This is a genomic window from Achromobacter pulmonis (genome assembly GCF_002885955.2).
Lineage (GTDB): Bacteria > Pseudomonadota > Gammaproteobacteria > Burkholderiales > Burkholderiaceae_B > Achromobacter > Achromobacter pulmonis_A.
This window is the reverse complement of the sequence record NZ_POQS01000008.1, coordinates 179,795-195,735: the sequence shown is the minus strand read 5'-3', so window position 1 is coordinate 195,735 and position 15,941 is coordinate 179,795. Positions and strand designations below refer to the sequence as shown.

Annotated in this window: 13 protein-coding genes; 7 read left to right on the top strand and 6 right to left on the bottom strand. The window is 69.2% G+C overall.

Going from position 1 to position 15,941, the window contains the following annotated elements:
• Window positions 1-171 precede the first annotated feature (171 nt).
• Window positions 172-1,137 (top strand): LysR family transcriptional regulator, encoded by a 966-nt coding sequence (locus tag C1I89_RS27395; RefSeq protein WP_102775532.1) that lies wholly within the window; start codon window positions 172-174, stop codon window positions 1,135-1,137.
• Between the two features lie 94 nt (window positions 1,138-1,231).
• On the opposite strand, the gene C1I89_RS35455 is transcribed toward C1I89_RS27395, so the two are convergent.
• The 4 genes from C1I89_RS35455 to C1I89_RS27380 all read right to left on the bottom strand — a co-directional run bounded on the left by C1I89_RS35455 (window position 1,232) and on the right by C1I89_RS27380 (window position 3,870).
• Window positions 1,232-1,360 carry a hypothetical protein gene (locus C1I89_RS35455; protein WP_006226408.1) on the bottom strand — a complete coding sequence of 43 codons (129 nt, stop codon included), beginning with the start codon at window positions 1,358-1,360 and terminating at the stop codon, window positions 1,232-1,234.
• A 138-nt stretch (window positions 1,361-1,498) separates the two neighbouring features.
• Window positions 1,499-2,431: a sugar kinase gene (locus C1I89_RS27390; RefSeq protein ID WP_102775531.1), complete on the bottom strand. Its 933-nt coding sequence runs from the start codon at window positions 2,429-2,431 to the stop codon at window positions 1,499-1,501.
• Window positions 2,424-3,065 carry a bifunctional 4-hydroxy-2-oxoglutarate aldolase/2-dehydro-3-deoxy-phosphogluconate aldolase gene (locus C1I89_RS27385; protein ID WP_102775530.1) on the bottom strand — a complete coding sequence of 214 codons (642 nt, stop codon included), beginning with the start codon at window positions 3,063-3,065 and terminating at the stop codon, window positions 2,424-2,426. Before C1I89_RS27385 ends, C1I89_RS27390 begins: the two co-directional genes overlap by 8 nt.
• Window positions 3,066-3,084: 19 nt before the next feature.
• A complete protein-coding gene (locus tag C1I89_RS27380; RefSeq protein WP_247747911.1) occupies window positions 3,085-3,870 on the bottom strand; it encodes an IclR family transcriptional regulator in 786 nt (261 codons plus the stop codon).
• A 240-nt stretch (window positions 3,871-4,110) separates the two neighbouring features.
• On the opposite strand from C1I89_RS27380, the gene uvrA reads away from it, so the two are divergent.
• The 3 genes from uvrA to C1I89_RS27365 all read left to right on the top strand — a co-directional run bounded on the left by uvrA (window position 4,111) and on the right by C1I89_RS27365 (window position 11,732).
• Window positions 4,111-9,873 carry an excinuclease ABC subunit UvrA gene (gene uvrA, locus C1I89_RS27375; RefSeq protein WP_102775528.1) on the top strand — a complete coding sequence of 1,921 codons (5,763 nt, stop codon included), beginning with the start codon at window positions 4,111-4,113 and terminating at the stop codon, window positions 9,871-9,873.
• 16 nt (window positions 9,874-9,889) lie between these two features.
• Complete coding sequence (locus C1I89_RS27370; RefSeq protein WP_102775527.1) at window positions 9,890-11,026, top strand: aminodeoxychorismate synthase component I; 1,137 nt, start codon at window positions 9,890-9,892, stop codon at window positions 11,024-11,026.
• Window positions 11,027-11,099: 73 nt separating this feature from the next.
• Window positions 11,100-11,732 (top strand): aminotransferase class IV family protein, encoded by a 633-nt coding sequence (locus C1I89_RS27365; protein ID WP_102775526.1) that lies wholly within the window; start codon window positions 11,100-11,102, stop codon window positions 11,730-11,732.
• Between the two features lie 15 nt (window positions 11,733-11,747).
• On the opposite strand, the gene C1I89_RS27360 is transcribed toward C1I89_RS27365, so the two are convergent.
• The gene (locus C1I89_RS27360) at window positions 11,748-12,650 is read right to left on the bottom strand and encodes a LysR family transcriptional regulator (RefSeq protein ID WP_102775525.1); all 903 of its coding nucleotides are present in this window, start codon (window positions 12,648-12,650) and stop codon (window positions 11,748-11,750) included.
• Window positions 12,651-12,820: 170 nt separating this feature from the next.
• Between C1I89_RS27360 and C1I89_RS27355 the strand changes: the two genes are divergently transcribed.
• Genes C1I89_RS27355 through C1I89_RS27345 form a run of 3 tightly spaced genes read left to right on the top strand, consistent with a single transcriptional unit; the run spans window position 12,821 to window position 14,885 of the window.
• Window positions 12,821-14,086: an aromatic ring-hydroxylating dioxygenase subunit alpha gene (locus C1I89_RS27355; protein WP_102775524.1), complete on the top strand. Its 1,266-nt coding sequence runs from the start codon at window positions 12,821-12,823 to the stop codon at window positions 14,084-14,086.
• A 1-nt stretch (window position 14,087) separates the two neighbouring features.
• Entirely contained in the window at window positions 14,088-14,561 is a 474-nt protein-coding gene (locus C1I89_RS27350) for an aromatic-ring-hydroxylating dioxygenase subunit beta (protein ID WP_102775523.1), read from the top strand.
• A 12-nt stretch (window positions 14,562-14,573) separates the two neighbouring features.
• A complete protein-coding gene (locus tag C1I89_RS27345; RefSeq protein ID WP_102775522.1) occupies window positions 14,574-14,885 on the top strand; it encodes a non-heme iron oxygenase ferredoxin subunit in 312 nt (103 codons plus the stop codon).
• A 3-nt stretch (window positions 14,886-14,888) separates the two neighbouring features.
• Here the strand turns inward: C1I89_RS27345 and C1I89_RS27340 are convergent, their stop codons facing one another.
• Window positions 14,889-15,719: a tRNA threonylcarbamoyladenosine dehydratase gene (locus C1I89_RS27340; protein WP_102775521.1), complete on the bottom strand. Its 831-nt coding sequence runs from the start codon at window positions 15,717-15,719 to the stop codon at window positions 14,889-14,891.
• Between the last annotated feature and the right edge of the window lie 222 nt (window positions 15,720-15,941).

The following is a 15,941-nucleotide window of genomic DNA, read 5'->3' as shown; positions in this document are numbered from 1 at the left end:
ATGTATTCGCCTGAAGTTTAGGGGATATGCCTGGGCGTACAGAGGCCGCGTCTTTCGAATTTGCAATCAAATCTGACAAAACCGGCCGGACTTGCCGCCGCCGCGGGCGCGCAAGGCTTGGGACGGCGCGCGCGAGTGGCGTAAACTCGGGCGGCCCAATTCGGAATGCCTATGGAAGCGTCGACTGTCCAGCTCAATGACATCGCCTTGTTCGTGGAGGTTGCCAAGCGCAAGAGCTTCAGCATGGCGGCGCGCGCGCTGAACATGCCGACCTCGACCTTGTCGCGTCGCATCAATGAACTGGAACGGGCCATCGGGCTGCGCCTGATCAACCGCAACACGCGGCGGCTGGACCTGACCGAGGCGGGCGCGGCCTACATGAGCCGCTGCCAGGGCCTGATCGACGAGGCCCGGCTGGCCCACGAGCAGCTGCAGATGCTGTCGGGCGGGCCGTCCGGCACGCTGCGCGTGTCCATGCCCTACAGCCTGGCGATCTGGCTGCTGCCGGAAACCATCAACGATTTCATGCAGCGCTATCCCGACGTGGAGTGCGAATTCGACCTGAGCATGCTGACCGCGTCGGACGCCCAGGGCACGCCGTTCGACGTGGTGCTGCGTTTCAGCAACGACCTGCACCCGCTGTCCATCATGGACTCCGGCAGCAACGCGGCGCAGAACGGCTCGGTGGCGAAGGAACTGGTCTCGCTGGACAACCACCTGTATGCGTCCGACCGCTATCTGGAGCGCTACGGCGAGCCCAAGACGCCGGGCGACCTGACGCAGCATCAATGCCTGCGCACCACCATCGACGACGCGCATTCGTACTGGACGCTGCGCCAGGGCGCGGTGACGGTGCGCGTGCCGGTGCGGGGGCACCTGGCGGCCAACAACATGAGCATCGCCGGCACGCTGGCGGGCCTGGACCTGGCGATCACGCGCATGCCGCACTGCCAGGCGCTGGAGCCCATCATCAAGCGCAATTCGCTCAGGCGCGTGCTGCCCGAATGGTCGGTCGACCCGATCTCCATCTATGTGGTGTATCCGTCCAGCATCCAGCCGGCCAAGACCCGCGCTTTCATGGATTTCATCCTGCCCAAGCTGGGACCGCCCCGCGACGACGCTTCGAAAGCCGGTTAGCCATCGGCTTCCGGCCAGACGATAAAAAACCCGCATGGCACCAGGCCAGCGGGTTTTTTCGATCGAGGCCAGGCGGCTCGGCCTGGCGCGCGGCTTAGACGCGCTTGATCTTTTCCAGCATCTTGAAGACGCCCTTCGGCGACTTGACGAAGAGGCGCTTGAAAGCCTTGCCCAGGCAACGGCGTTCCAGGGTGTTGCGACGCACGCGTTTGCGTTCGGCCATGTTTATTCTCCTGATGAAGAGTGTGCGGCAGTAAACGAGAACCGCACAACCGAGTACTCTGGGCTGGCGGAAAATTCGGGTAACTTGGCATTTTAGCCTGAAATTACCCGAACGCGCCAATCGGCGGAAAACCGGCGCTCAGCCGGCGGGCTGCTTCATGCGGGCCAGCACCTCGGCGGCGCGCGGCAGGGGGTCGACCGCGCCGTAGCCCTGGGTGGACAGCGCTGCCGCGACGTTGGCGTAGCGCACGGCGTCTTCCCAGGAATCGCCCTGGCAGCGGCGCGCCAGCAGGCTGCCGGCGAAGCAGTCGCCGGCGCCGGTGGCGTCCACGGCCTGCACCCGCAGCGCCGGCATGGCGGTGCGCCGGGCGCCGTCGTCGATGATGGAGCCGTCCTTGCCCAGCTTGAGCACCACCACGCCCGCGGCGCCGCCGTCGCGGATCCAGTCCAGGGTGCGTTCGGGGTCGTCGTTGCCGGTCAGGTGCTGCATGTCGTCCATGCTGGGCAGGAACAGGTCGGCGGCGCGCATGGTCTCGCGCAGCACCGCGCGGGCGCGGTCCACCGGCCACAGGCGCAGCCGCAGGTTCGAGTCCAGGCTGACCTGCGCGCCGGCCGCGCGCGCCCGCTCGATGGCGGCGAATACGGTGTCGCAGGCGCTGGTGCTGATCGCCAGGCTGATGCCCGAGACGTGCAGGAAGCGCGCGCGTTCGACCAGCCCGCAATCCAGGTCGGCCGGGGTCATGCGACTGGCGGCGGAGTCGCGGCGCAGGTAGCTGAAGGCGTGTCCCTGGGGGCCGTGCTGCACGAAGTACAGGCCGGTGTGGGCCTCGCCGTCGACGCGCACGCCCGAGGTGTCCACGCCTTCGGCCTGCCAGAGTTCCAGGAACTGCCGGCCGAAGGCGTCGTCGCCGACGCGGGTCAGGTAGGCGCAGCGCGCGCCCTGGCGCGCCGCGGCGATGACGGCGTTGGAGGTGTCGCCGCCGTAGCCCTGCAGGTATTGGCGCTGGTCCTTGTGGGTCTGGTTGAGCTCGACCAGGGGCTCGCCCAGCGCGACGATGTCGAAGTCAGCCATGGGCGGCCTCGCGGGTGCGGACGATCTGCGCCACCAGCGCGGCGGTGTCGCGGGCGGCGAAGGCCGCCTTGTCGTAGAGGTTGCTGCCGATGCCCACCAGCGCCGCGCCGGCGGCGAAGTATGCGCCCATGTTTTCCTCGGTCACGCCGCCGGTGGGGCACAGCGGCGTGTCCGGATAGACGGACTTGAGCGCGGCCAGGTGCCGGGGGCCGCCGGTGTCCGCCGGGAAGATCTTGACGATGTCGGCGCCGGCCCGGCGCGCCGCCAGCACTTCGCTGGGCGTGAAGGCGCCCAGCAGGCACAGCGCGTCGGCGGCGTGGGCCAGGTCGACGATGTCGGTGGCCAGCGCGGGCGAGACCAGGAAGTCGGCCCCCGCCACCAGCGCCTCGCGCGCCTGCTGCTGGTCCAGCACGGTGCCCACGCCCAGCTGCAGCGCGCTGCCGTGCTTGTCGCGCAGCGCCCGCAGCAGGTCGGTGACGTTGGGGATGGTCCAGGTCAGTTCCAGGGTGGTGCAGCCGGCGGCCACGGCCACTTCGGCCGCGTAGGCGGCGGCGGCCGCATCGGTGTAGCGCAACACGGGCACGACCCGCGCGGCCATCAGGGCGGCAAGTTTGGAGGCGGTAGGAGCGGTCATGGGATTCCTTGTGGAGGCGTCAGGCGCCGCCGGGCGATGCCGGCAGCACGGCCAGTTTGGCCGCGGCGGCGTCGCGCAGCCGCAGCAGGGGTTCGATATAGGCGGTTTGGGGATCTTCGCGCCGGCGGAACAGCAGCGTGCTGACGCTGACGCCGGCCACCGGACGGCCGGCGGCGTCGCACAGGGCCACGCCGTAGCAGACGATGCCGGCTTCGTTTTCCTCGTTGTCGGTGGCGTAGCCGCGCGCCGCGGTTTCTTGCAGCAGGGCGCGCAGCGCGGGCAGGCTGGTGGCGGTGCCGGGCATGCGCGCGGCCAGCGGCAGTTCGCGCAGCAGGCGCTCGCGCGAGGCCTCGTCCAGCGCCGCCAGGTAGGCCTTGCCGACCGCGCTGGAATGCAGCGCCACCGACGCGCCCACGCGCGAGGCCATGCGCACCGGGCCGGGGCTTTCGAGCTTGTCGATATAGGTCATTTCGCGCCCCGCCGGCACCGCCAGGTGCACGGTTTCGCCGGTGGCGTCGCGCAGGGCCTGCAGTTCGGGCGCCAGCGCGGCGCGCAGGTCGAACTGCGACCAGGCGCGGCTGGCCAGCGACATCAGGCGCGGCCCCAGCCGGTAGGCGCCGCCGGCGTCGGCCAGCATGCCCTGCTCGGCCAGCGCCGCGACGATGCGGTAGACGGTGGGCCGGGGAAAGCCGCAGCTGCGCGCCAGGGCCGCGGCGGTGGGCGGCTGCGGCGCGTCGGCCACCGCCTGCAGCACCGTCATGAACTTGGCGAACGCCGCGGCGCCCGCGACCTTGGTTTCCGGCAAAGTGGGTCTCCAGCGTATGCAAATCATCCCAGGGCGCCAGGCTGACAAATTGCAAGGCCGATAGCGCGAATTTCGGACGAATCTGCGATACTGTTTATTTGTACAGCTAGTGATGCTTGAGTTGTCCATATTATGGACACACGCCTCACAATATAGTCAATTATTCCATATCGCCGCGTCCGGAACCAGCGACGGATCGTCGTTCGGGCCGGCCTCTTCCGTCAGGCTACGATACCGTCCATGAGCTCTCAAATTCGCATCGTTGGCGCCCGCCAGAACAATCTCAAGAACCTGGACCTGACCATCGCCACGGGCGAACTGGTCGTCGTGACCGGCGTATCGGGGTCCGGCAAGAGTTCGCTGGCCTTCGACACCCTGTACGCCGAGGGACAGCGCCGCTACGTGGAAACCTTTTCGCCCTATGCGCGCCAGTTCCTGGACCGCATGGACAAGCCCCAGGTGGACCGTATCGAGGGCATCCTGCCCGCCATCGCCATCGACCAGACCAACCCGGTGCGCAGCTCGCGCAGCACGGTCGGCACGATGACCGAACTGAACGACCACCTCAAGCTGCTGTTCGCGCGCGGCGCGCGGCTGTACTGCCGCGGCTGCGGCAAGGTGGTGCGGCGCGACACGCCGGACTCGATCTGCCACTCGCTGGCCGAGCGTGCCGCGGCCGCCGGCGACCCGCGGCTGGTGGTGACTTTCCCGATCGCCGTGCCGGCCAATTTCACCGAAGAGGAAGTGCGCGGCTTTCTGGAGCAGCAGGGCTACACCCGCGTGCACGCCGAAGAAAACGCCGAGCCGCGCGCGGCCGCCGCGGCCAAGGGCGCCAAGAAAGGCAAGAGCGCCAGGCCCGCCACCGAAGCGCGCCGCATCCTGCACGTGATCCAGGACCGCTTCCGCTACGCCAACACCGAGCGCGAACGCGTGATGGAGGCGCTGGACACCGCGCTGCGCATGGGCGCCGGCCACCTGGCCGTCTACGCCATGGACGCCGAAGGCGGCAACGCCCATGTGTGGAAGTACAGCGACCGCCTGCACTGCGCCGACTGCGACATCGAATACACCGACCCGCTGCCCAGCAGCTTCTCGTTCAACTCGCCATTGGGCGCGTGCGAGGCCTGCCGCGGGTTCGGCCGCGTGATCGGCATCGACTTCGGGCTGGTCATCCCGGACGAGAACAAGACCCTGCTGGAAGGCGCGATCAAGCCCTGGACCACGCCCTCGTACAAGGAATGCCAGGACGACCTGCAGAAATACGCGCCCAAGGCCGGCGTGCCGCTGGGCGTGCCCTGGAAAAAGATGAGCGAGGAGCACAAGCGCTGGGTGCTGTACGGCGCGCCCGACTGGAAGGGCGGCAACGACGCCTGGAAGCACCAGTGGTACGGGGTGCAGCGCTTCTTCGACTGGCTCGAAACGCGGGCTTACAAGATGCACGTGCGCGTGCTGCTGTCGAAGTACCGCAGCTACACGCCCTGCCCCACGTGCAACGGCGCGCGCCTCAAGCCCGACGCGCTGCTCTGGCGCCTGGGCACCAAGGAAGAAGCCGACACCGTGCTGCCGCCGCAGGAAGGCCGCTACCAGCGCTTCATGCCGGTCGGCGCCAACTGGAGCCGCGAGCAGCTCAACGGGCTGGGCGGGCTGTCCATCCATGACGTGATGCTGCTGCCCATCGAGCGGGTGCGGCTGTTCTTCGACACGCTGTCGTTTTCGGGCGCGCTGGACGCCGCCACCGACCTGCTCATGACCGAGGTGCGCGCGCGCCTGAAGTTCCTGTGCGACGTGGGCCTGGGCTACCTGACGCTGGACCGCCAGAGCCGCACGCTGTCGGGCGGCGAAGTGCAACGCATCAACCTGACCACGGCGCTGGGCACCTCGCTGGTGAACACGCTGTTCGTGCTGGACGAGCCGTCCATCGGCCTGCACCCGCGCGACATGCACCGCGTGGTCGAGGTCATGCACCGGCTGCGCAACGCCGGCAACACGCTGGTGGTGGTGGAGCACGACCCGCAGGTCATGGTGGCCGCCGACCGCATCATCGACATCGGCCCCGGCCCGGGCGAGCGCGGCGGACGCATCGTGTTCGACGGCACGCCGGCGCAGCTGCGCGCGGCCCCCACCCTGACCGGCGACTATCTCGGCGGACGCCAGCGCGTGGAAGCGCCGCGCCCCATGCCGGTGGCGGCCAACACCCCACGCCTGCTGCTCGAAGGCGTGACCGCGCACAACCTGAAGAACGTGTCGGTCGAACTGCCGCTGGGCCGCCTGGTCTGCGTGACCGGCGTGTCCGGCTCGGGCAAGTCCACGCTGGTGCAGGACGTGCTCTACCCCGCGCTGCTGAAGCAGAAGGGCCGTCCCTCGGAGGCCCCGGGCGCGTTCGAGCGCCTGCTGGGCGCCGAGCAGATCGCCGACGTGGTCATGGTGGACCAGACGCCCATCGGCAAGACCACCCGCTCCAACCCGGCCAGCTACGTGGGCGCGTTCGACGCGATCCGCAAGCTGTTCGCGCAGGCGCCGCTGGCGCGCGAGCGCGCCTATACCGCCGGCACCTTCAGCTTCAACGGCGGCGACGGCCGCTGCCCGACCTGCGGCGGCACCGGCTTCGAACACGTGGAGATGCAGTTCCTGTCCGACGTGTACCTGCGCTGCCCCGATTGCGACGGCAAGCGTTTCCGCCCCGAAGTGCTGGAAGTGCGCGTCGAACACCTGGGCAAGAGCGCGTCCATCGACGAAGTGCTGGAGATGACGGTCAGCGAGGCGCTGGACTTCTTCAAGGGCCTGCGCGACGTGCAGACGGGCCTGGCGCCGCTGGCCGACGTGGGCCTGGAGTACGTGCGGCTGGGCCAGCCGGTGCCCACGTTGTCGGGCGGCGAGGCGCAGCGGCTCAAGCTCGCCGGCCACCTGGCCGAGGCCGCGCGCAGCGGCATCTCGACCGCCAAGGTGGCCAAGAAAGGCAGCCTGTTCCTGTTCGACGAACCCACCACCGGCCTGCACTTCGACGACGTGGCGCGCCTGATGCGCGCCTTCCGCAAGCTGCTGGCCGCCGGCCACACGCTGCTGGTCATCGAGCACAACCTGGACGTGATCCGCGCGGCCGACTGGCTGATCGACCTGGGTCCCGAAGGCGGCGACGCCGGCGGCCAGGTCGTGGGCACGGGCACGCCGCAGGACCTGATGGACAACCCGGCGTCGCACACCGGCGCGGCGCTGCGCGACTACGAGGTCAGCATCCTGCCGGCCGACGTGGTGGTGAGCAGCGACGCCGACGCCCAGGAGGCCGAGCAGGCCGGCCTGACCGCGCGCATCGCCGAGCCCGGCGAAACCTACGCCGCGGACGTGGGCCGCCCGCTGCAGTCGCTGGTGCGCGAGCACCGCCAGGCCAGCATGGCCATCGAGATCCGCAACGCGCGCGAGCACAACCTGAAGAACGTCAGCGTGGAAATCCCGCGCGACAAGTTCACGGTCATCACCGGCGTGTCCGGCTCGGGCAAGTCCACGCTGGCCTTCGACATCCTGTTCAACGAGGGCCAGCGCCGCTACCTGGAGTCGCTCAACGCCTACGCCCGCGCCATCGTGCAGCCGGCCGGCAAGCCGGACGTGGACGCCATCTTCGGCATTCCGCCCACGGTCGCCATCGAGCAGCGCACCAGCCGCGGCGGCCGCAAGTCCACCGTGGCCACGATGACCGAGATCCACCACTTCCTGCGCCTGCTGTACGTCAAGCTGGGCACGCAGTACTGCCCCGACTGCAACGTGGCGGTGGAGCCGCAGAACGCCGACCAGATCGTGGCGCGGCTGCTGCGCGAGCACAAGGGCGAGCACATCGGCCTGCTGTCGCCGCTGGTCACCGCGCGCAAGGGCTATTACACCGACCTGGCGAAGTGGGCCGGCTCCAAGGGCCACACGCACCTGCGCGTGGACGGCGAGTTCATCCCCGTGGCGCCCTGGCCGCGCCTGGACCGCTACAAGGAACACACCATCGAACTGCCGATCGCCGACGTGGTCGTGGACCCGGCCAACGAGGCCGAGCTGCGCGCGGCGGTCAAGAGCGCGCTGGAGAACGGCCAGGGCGTCATGTCGGTGGTCTGGCCGGTGAACAGGCTGCACGAGGCGCTGGACAGCGAACTGCAGCAGCAGCACTTCTCGGTCAAGCGCGCCTGCCCTTCGTGCGGCACCAGCTTCCCCGAGCCCGATCCGCGCCTGTTCTCGTACAACTCCAAGCATGGCTGGTGCACCGGCTGCTACGGCACCGGCCTGCAGCTGCAAGGCTTCGACGAAGCGCAGACCGGCGAGGAAACCGCCTGGAACGCCTGGTACGAGGGCGAGGCCAAGGTCTGCACCCAGTGCAACGGCGAGCGCCTGAACCGCGTGGCCCGCGCCGTGCGCTGGCGCGACAAGTCCATCGCCGAGCTGGCCGCGCTGCCGGTGTCGGACGCGCACACCTTCTTCACCGGACTGGTGGCGCGCGGCCGCGAAGGCGAGATCGCCCGCGACATCCTGACGGAAATCCGCGGCCGCCTGAACTTCATGCAGGAAGTGGGCCTGAACTACCTGGCGCTGGACCGCGCCGCGCCCACGCTGTCCGGCGGCGAGGCGCAGCGCATCCGCCTGGCGGCGCAGCTGGGCTCGAACCTGCAGGGCGTCTGCTACGTGCTGGACGAGCCCACCATCGGCCTGCACCCGCGCGACAACCGCATCCTGCTGGACGCGCTGGCGCGCCTGGAAGGCAACGGCAATACGCTGGTGGTGGTGGAGCACGACGACGACACCATCCGCCGCGCCTCGCACATCATCGACATCGGTCCGGGCGCGGGCATCCGCGGCGGCCGCGTGGTGGCGCAGGGCACGGCGCAGGACCTGGTGGACGCGCCCGAATCGGTCACCGGCCGCTATCTGGCCAAACCGCTGGCGCACCCGCTGCAGGGCCGCCGCGCGGTCGAGGCCGACACGCCCATGATCTCGATCAGGGGCGCGCGCCTGCACAACCTGCGCAGCGTGGACGCGCGCATCCCGGTCGGGCGCCTGAGCGTGGTCACCGGCGTGTCCGGCTCGGGCAAGTCGACCCTGGCGCGCGAAGTGCTGCTGGACAACCTGATGCAGGCCGTGTCCAAGGGCAAGGCGCCCGCCTGGGCCGGCTGCGAAGAGATCACGGGCTGGCAGACCATAGACCGCGTGCTGGAAGTGGACCAGACGCCCATCGGCAAGACGCCGCGCTCGTGCCCGGCCACCTACGTGGGCTTCTGGGACGACGTGCGCAAGCAGTTCGCCGACACGCGCGAAGCCCGCATGCGCGGCTGGACCGCGGCGCGCTTCTCGTTCAACACCGGCGACGGCCGCTGCCCGATCTGCGAAGGCCAGGGCATGCGCACCATCGAAATGAACTTCCTGCCCGACGTGAAGGTGCCGTGCGACGCCTGCAACGGCGCGCGCTTCAACAGCGACACGCTGGGCGTGCAGATGCGCGGCAAGAACGCCGGCGAGCTGCTGGCCATGGAAGTGGACGACGCCATCGGCTATTTCGCGGCGCACCCCAAGATCCACCGCCCCCTGCAGCTGATGCAGGACGTGGGCCTGGGCTACCTGACCCTGGGCCAGCCCTCGCCCACCCTGTCCGGCGGCGAAGCCCAGCGCATCAAGCTGGTGACCGAGCTGTCCAAGGCCAGGCTGACCGACGGCCTGATCAAGACCGGCCGCGCCTCGCGCATCCCGCACACGCTGTACGTGCTGGACGAGCCCACCGTCGGCCTGTCCATGGCCGACGTGGAAAAGCTGATCCACGTGCTGCATCGCCTGGTGGAAGCCGGCAACACGGTGGTGGTGATCGAGCACAACCTGGACGTGATCGCCGAAGCCGACTGGCTGCTGGACCTGGGCCCCGAAGGCGGCACCGGCGGCGGCAAGCTGGTGGCCGAAGGCTCGCCCGAGCACGTGATGACCCTGAGCGACCATTCCCACACGGGCCGGGTCCTGAAGGAATTCCTGGCGCATCAACAGCAGTAACCCGAGCAGTAAAAGCATGGAATGTCGTTTTGAAGACCGGCTGGCCGGCCGCGCGTTGCGATTCGAGGGCTACTGCGCCCGCATCGAGGCGCGCGCCGCCGCCGAAGTAGGGCCGGCGCTGGCCGCCATCGAGGCGGCGCGGCGCCAGGGCCGCTGGGTGGCGCTGCTGCTGGACTACGAACTGGGCGAATGGCTGCTGCCGGAAGCCACGCAGGCCCCGCCCTCCGGCCCCTGGACTGCGCCGCGCGACGACGGCCAGGCGCGCCTGACCGCGCTGGTGTTCGAACGCGCCATCGACGAGGCGCCCTGGGACGCCCCGGACGCCGGCAGCCCCGCCGCGTCCATCAGCCTGCCCGCGCCGCGCATGACCGAGCCCGACTACGCACGCCGGATCGAAGCGGTGCGCGAACTGATCGGCGCCGGCGAGCTGTACCAACTGAATTTCACCCAGCCGCTGGACCTGCGCCACCAGGGCGATCCCGCCACGCTGTACCGGCGCATCGCGGCGCGCAACCCGGTGGCGCACGGCGCTTTCATCCAGGACGGCGCGCGCACGGTGCTGTCGTTTTCGCCCGAGCTGTTCGTGCGCCGCGACGGCCCGCGCCTGACCACGCGGCCCATGAAGGGCACGGCCCCGCGCCACGCCGACCCGGCCGAGGACGAACGGCTCGGCCAGGCGCTGCTGGCTAGCGAAAAAAACCGCGCCGAGAACCTGATGATCGTGGACCTGCTGCGCAACGACCTGGGCCGGCTGGCCGAACCGGGCTCGGTGCGGGTGGACGCGCTGTTTTCGCTGGAACGCTATCCCACCGTCTGGACCATGACCTCCACCGTTTCCGCGCTGGCCCCGCGCGCCGGCCTGGAGGACGTGCTGCGCGCGCTGTTTCCCTGCGGCTCCATCACCGGCGCGCCCAAGGTCGCGGCCATGCGCCGCATCCGCCAGATGGAGGCGGCGCCGCGCGGCCTGTACTGCGGCAGCATCGGCTGGCTGGCCCCGGACGGCGATTTCTCGCTGAACGTGGCGATCCGCACCCTGGTGCTGCAGGCCGACGGCCGCGGCGTCTACAGCGTGGGCGGCGGCATCGTGCAGGATTCGGACCCCGCCGAGGAATGGCAGGAATGCCACTGGAAAGCCCGGATTTTGCGGGCCTGAACGCCCGGGACGGGCGCGGCGGTAGTAGGATAGAGCGCGGCCATCGGCCGCTCATGTGCACCAGGGGAGTCCCATGCAACCCGAACTGATCGAGACCATCCTGGTCGACGCCGAACGCCGCGTGCCGCTGCTGGCCCGCCATCTCGCCCGGCTCGAAGCCTCATGCCAGGCGCTGGGCTACGCCTGGGGCGGGCGCGCGGTCGAGGGCGACATCATGATCACCGCGCTGGGCCTGTCCACGCCGGGACCGCACCGCCTGCGCCTGCTGGTGGCGCGCGACGGCAGCCGCAGCATCCAGACCGCTCCCCTGCCCCCGCTGGCGCCCGCCCAGGAAGCCATGCTGGCGCCCGAGGCGCTGCGCGCCTCCGAACCGCTGCTGCGCTACAAAACCACCTACCGGCCCTGGTACACCAAGACCATAGAATGGCTGCCCTCGCATCCGCACATATTCGACCTGCTCTACCTGAACGAGCGCGGCGAGCTGTGCGAAGGCAGCCGCAGCAATGTCTACCTGCGGCTGGACGGCGACTGGTACACGCCGCCGGTGGACTGCGGCTGCCTGCCCGGCGTGCAGCGCGCCGAACTGCTGGACACGGGCCGCGTCGAAGAGCGCGTGCTGTCCCTGGCCGACTTGCACGCCGCCGAGGAAATCCGTCTGTCCAACGCCTTGCGCGGCTGGTTCCCGGTCACCCTGCGCAGCCGCTGAGGTCCGCGCCGCGCCTCAGTCGGCGAACTCGTCCACCACCACCTGCCGCAGCCATTGATTGGCCGGATCGCGGTGGTTGCGGGCGTGCCAGAACACGTTGATCACCGACTCCGGAATCTTCACCGGACAGGCCGCGGTGGCCAGGCCGAACGGCCCGCAGGCGCAGTCCGCGAAACGCCGCGGCACCACCGCGATCATGTCGGTGGCGGCCAGCACCGGCCCCACCGCCATGAAATGCGGCACCGTCAGGCGCACGCGCCGACGGATGCCGGCGCGCGCGATCACCTCGTCCACCACCCCGTGGCCGGTACCCTCCGACACGATGGCCACCTGTTCGGCCGCGCGGAACTGGCGGGCCGAAACCCCGGTGCGGGCCAGCGGATGGTCGCGCCGGAAGATGCACACATACGGCTGGCGAAACAGCAGCCGCTGGAAGAAACCGCTTTTCAGCGCAGGCAGAAAGCCCATGGCCAGGTCGATCCGGCCGCGCTCCATCTCGTCCTTCACGTCGATCGAGGTCGTGCGCACCGTGCGCACGGTCACGCCCGGCGCCGCGCGTTCCAGCGCGCGCATCAGCCTGGGCAGGAAGTAAGTCTCGCCCACGTCGTTCACGCCGATCACGAAGGCGCGTTCGCTATGGCCGGGATCGAAGGCCGCGCGCGCGTTCAGCGTGCTGTGCAGCGCGTCCAGGGCGTCGGCGATCGGCCGCGCCAGCGACTCGGCATAGGGCGTGGGCACCATGCCGCGCGAGGTCCGCAGGAACAGCTCGTCTCCCAGCAGCTTGCGCAACCGGCCCAGCGCGTTGCTGACCCCCGGCTGCGAAATGCCCAGGCTGTCGGCCACGGCCGCGACCCGGCCGTGCCTGCGCAGCTCGTTGAAGACGACCAGCAGATTCAGGTCCACGTCTTGCAGGTTCATGCGCTTGTCTCCACCAATATTGATTCTGGTGATTTATCTCATCAAGCAGATTCTATTTATTTATTTCGCGTGCTGCCCGATCATGCAGCAAACGCCTGCGCCCATGCCGCGCCGGCTCTGCCGGGCCGCACTGGCCCGCCGAACCAAGGAGACCCGCCATGCAGTCCTGTATGAGCACAACCGCCGCCGAAAGCCCGCTCGAATTCGTGCCGCCCTGGCAGGGCGACGGCTCCCACCGCATCCCCTTCGGCGTCTATACCGACGCCGCGCTGCACCAGCGCGAGATGGAGCGCTTCTTCTACCGTTCGCACTGGTGCTACGTGGGCCTGGAGGCCGAGATCCCGCGGCCGGGCGACTTCAAGCGCACCGCCGTGGGCGAACGCTCGGTCATCCTGCTGCGCGACAACGACGGCCAGGTGCGCGTGGTGGAGAACGTCTGCGCCCATCGCGGCGTGCAGTTCTGCCGCGAGCGCGCCGGCAACCGCAGCGAATTCGTCTGCCCTTACCACCAATGGAACTACGACCTGCAGGGCAACCTGATCGGCGTGCCGTTTCGCCGCGGCGTCAAGCAGGACGGCCGCGTCAACGGCGGCATGCCGCCGGACTTCAAGCCCGAGGAGCACGGCCTGACCAAGCTGGCCGTGGCCTGCCGCAACGGCGTGGTGTTCGCCTCCTTCGACCACGACGTGGAGCCGCTGGAGGACTACCTGGGGCCGGACATCCTGCACTACTTCGACCGCGTCTTCGACGGCCGCGAACTGGTGATCCACGGCTACAGCCGCCAGCGCATCCCGGGCAACTGGAAGCTGATGCAGGAGAACATCAAGGACCCCTACCATCCGGGGCTGCTGCACACCTGGTTCGTCACCTTTGGCCTGTGGCGGGCGGACAACCGCTCCGAACTGAAGATGGACGGCCATTTCCGCCACGCCGCCATGATCTCCACGCGCGGCCAGGGCGGCAAGGGCAGCGTGACCAGCGGCGTCTCCAGCTTCAAGGAGCAGATGTCGCTGAACGACGACCGCTTCCTGGACATCGTGCCCGAGCCGTGGTGGAACGGCCCCACCGCCGTGCTGATGACGCTGTTTCCCAGCGTCATCATCCAGCAGCAGGTCAATTCGCTGTCCACCCGCCACATCCAGCCGGTGGGCCACGACGCCTTCGATTTCGTCTGGACGCATTTCGGCTTCGCCGACGACAGCCCCGAGATGACGCGCCGCCGGCTGCGCCAGGCCAATCTGTTCGGCCCCGCGGGCTTCGTGTCGGCCGACGACGGCGAGGTCATCGAATTCTCGCAGGCCGGCTTCGAGCAGAAGCCCTGGCACCGCAGCGTGGCGGAGCTGGGCGGCAAGACGGCCGAGAACACCGACCACATGGTGACCGAGACGCTGATCCGCGGCATGTACGCGTACTGGCGCCGCGTCATGGAGGCCTGAGATGCTGGACTTTCCGCTCTATTACCAACTGACCTGCCTGTACAACGACTACGCCGCCGCGCTGGACGCCGAGGAATGGGAGAAGTGGCCCGATTTCTTCCTGGAGGAATGCGTCTACAAGGTGCTGCCGCGCGAGAACCACGAGCGCGGCTATCCGCTGGCGACCATGGCGTTCGAAAGCCGCGGCATGCTCAAGGACCGCATCTACGGCGCCACCGACACGATCTTCCACGATCCCTACTACCAGCGCCACGTGGTGGGCGCGCCGCGCGTGCTGTCGGTGCAGGGCGACCGCATCGAATCGGAAGCCAACTACGCCGTGTTCCGCACCAAGCCCAGCCAGCTGACCACGGTGTTCAACGTGGGCCGCTACCTGGACGTGGTGCGGCGCGGCCCCGACGGCCTGAAGTTCGAATCCAGGCTGTGCATCTTCGACAGCGAGCTGGTGCCGAATTCACTTATCTATCCCATCTGACAGGACGCCACAATGAGCATGCAATGGATCAAGGCCATCGCGCTGGCCGACGTGCCGCAGGAAGACGTGATCGCCGTGGAGGCCGGAGGGCGCGAGATCGCGCTGTACGGCGTGGACGGCGAGGTCTACGCCACCGACAACCTCTGTACGCACGGTAGCGCGCGGCTGTGCGACGGTTTCCTGACCGGGCACGAAATCGAGTGCCCGCTGCACCAGGGCCGCTTCGACGTGCGCGACGGCCGGGCGCTGTGCTCGCCGCTGCGCGACAACCTCGCGACCTATCCCGTCAGGATCGAGGACGGCGTGGTGTTCGTGGCGCTTTGAAGATCAGAGCGCGAGGCGCAAGGCCTCGTTGGCCGCGGCCATGCCCATCGCCGCGGTGACCGTCACGACCGAACCGTAGCCGGCGCAGGACAGCCCTTGCGGCGCCGGCGCCTGGCCGGCCGCGCCCATGTCGTCCTCGCCCTCGGTGGGACGGGTCCAGGCGTCGGGCAGGATGGCCGGCTGGTCGAACCACAAGGCGTGGATGCCCATCTTGGGCACGCGCTTCAGGGCGCGCCCATGCCGGTCGCTGGCGCGCGCGAACCCGTGCTCCCGGCGCAGCTTGTTGCGCAGCTTGGCGAGCAGCGCGTCGTTGACGGCCGCCGACAGATCGCCGGCGCGCAAGGCCAGCGGATCGGTCTTGCCGCCGGCCCCGCCGCACAGCAGCATGGGCACGCCGAGCGCGCGCGCGTGCAGGATCATGGCGATCTTGGCGGCGGCCTGGTCGGTGCAGTCGACGATGACGCTGTAGGGGCCGGGCAGGACGTCGGCCACGTTGTCGGGCGAGACGAAGTCGTCGACGCGGGTGATGCGGCATTCGGGATTGATGGCCAGTACGCGTTCGGCCATGGCCTCGACCTTGGATTGTCCCAGGGTGGAGGTGAGCGCGTGGATCTGCCGGTTGACGTTGGATTCGGCGATGTGGTCGAGGTCGATCAGCGTGAGCGCGCCGACGCCGCAGCGCGCCAGGGCCTCGACGGTCCAGGAGCCGACGCCGCCCAACCCCGCCACCGCCACATGCGAGTTCTGGAGGCGGGCCGGGGCTTCGGGGCCATACAAACGCGACAGACTTCCGAAGCGGCGGGCCAGATCGGGGGGGGAATCCAGGGAGTTCATGGGGGAGGATTTTATAGTTGTCTGGGATTGGGGGTGGTCGTCGTTGGAGTTTGTACTTCTTTAGACGCCCGGCACGGCGGCGGCCCGGGGGGAGCGGGGCCACGATTGCGGTCCGGAGCCTTCGCTCCGGACTTCCCCTTCGTCAACCTCGTCCGCCTTCGGCTCCCTACGGTTTCCCTCGGGCTTATCGACGCCCCGCTCCCCCCGGGCCACCGCCGCACC

Excerpts from the sequence above, each read along its gene's own strand:
- C1I89_RS27365 (WP_102775526.1), top strand. The coding sequence starts at position 11,100 with ATGCAACCCGAACTGATCGAGACCATCCTGGTCGACGCCGAACGCCGC.
- C1I89_RS27395 (WP_102775532.1), top strand. The coding sequence starts at position 172 with ATGGAAGCGTCGACTGTCCAGCTCAATGACATCGCCTTGTTCGTGGAG.
- C1I89_RS27360 (WP_102775525.1), bottom strand. The coding sequence starts at position 12,650 with ATGAACCTGCAAGACGTGGACCTGAATCTGCTGGTCGTCTTCAACGAG.
- C1I89_RS27345 (WP_102775522.1), top strand. The coding sequence starts at position 14,574 with ATGAGCATGCAATGGATCAAGGCCATCGCGCTGGCCGACGTGCCGCAG.
- uvrA (WP_102775528.1), top strand. The coding sequence starts at position 4,111 with ATGAGCTCTCAAATTCGCATCGTTGGCGCCCGCCAGAACAATCTCAAG.
- C1I89_RS27355 (WP_102775524.1), top strand. The coding sequence starts at position 12,821 with ATGAGCACAACCGCCGCCGAAAGCCCGCTCGAATTCGTGCCGCCCTGG.
- C1I89_RS27340 (WP_102775521.1), bottom strand. The coding sequence starts at position 15,719 with ATGAACTCCCTGGATTCCCCCCCCGATCTGGCCCGCCGCTTCGGAAGT.
- C1I89_RS27350 (WP_102775523.1), top strand. The coding sequence starts at position 14,088 with ATGCTGGACTTTCCGCTCTATTACCAACTGACCTGCCTGTACAACGAC.
- C1I89_RS27385 (WP_102775530.1), bottom strand. The coding sequence starts at position 3,065 with ATGACCGCTCCTACCGCCTCCAAACTTGCCGCCCTGATGGCCGCGCGG.
- C1I89_RS27370 (WP_102775527.1), top strand. The coding sequence starts at position 9,890 with ATGGAATGTCGTTTTGAAGACCGGCTGGCCGGCCGCGCGTTGCGATTC.
- C1I89_RS35455 (WP_006226408.1), bottom strand. The coding sequence starts at position 1,360 with ATGGCCGAACGCAAACGCGTGCGTCGCAACACCCTGGAACGCCGTTGC.
- C1I89_RS27390 (WP_102775531.1), bottom strand. The coding sequence starts at position 2,431 with ATGGCTGACTTCGACATCGTCGCGCTGGGCGAGCCCCTGGTCGAGCTC.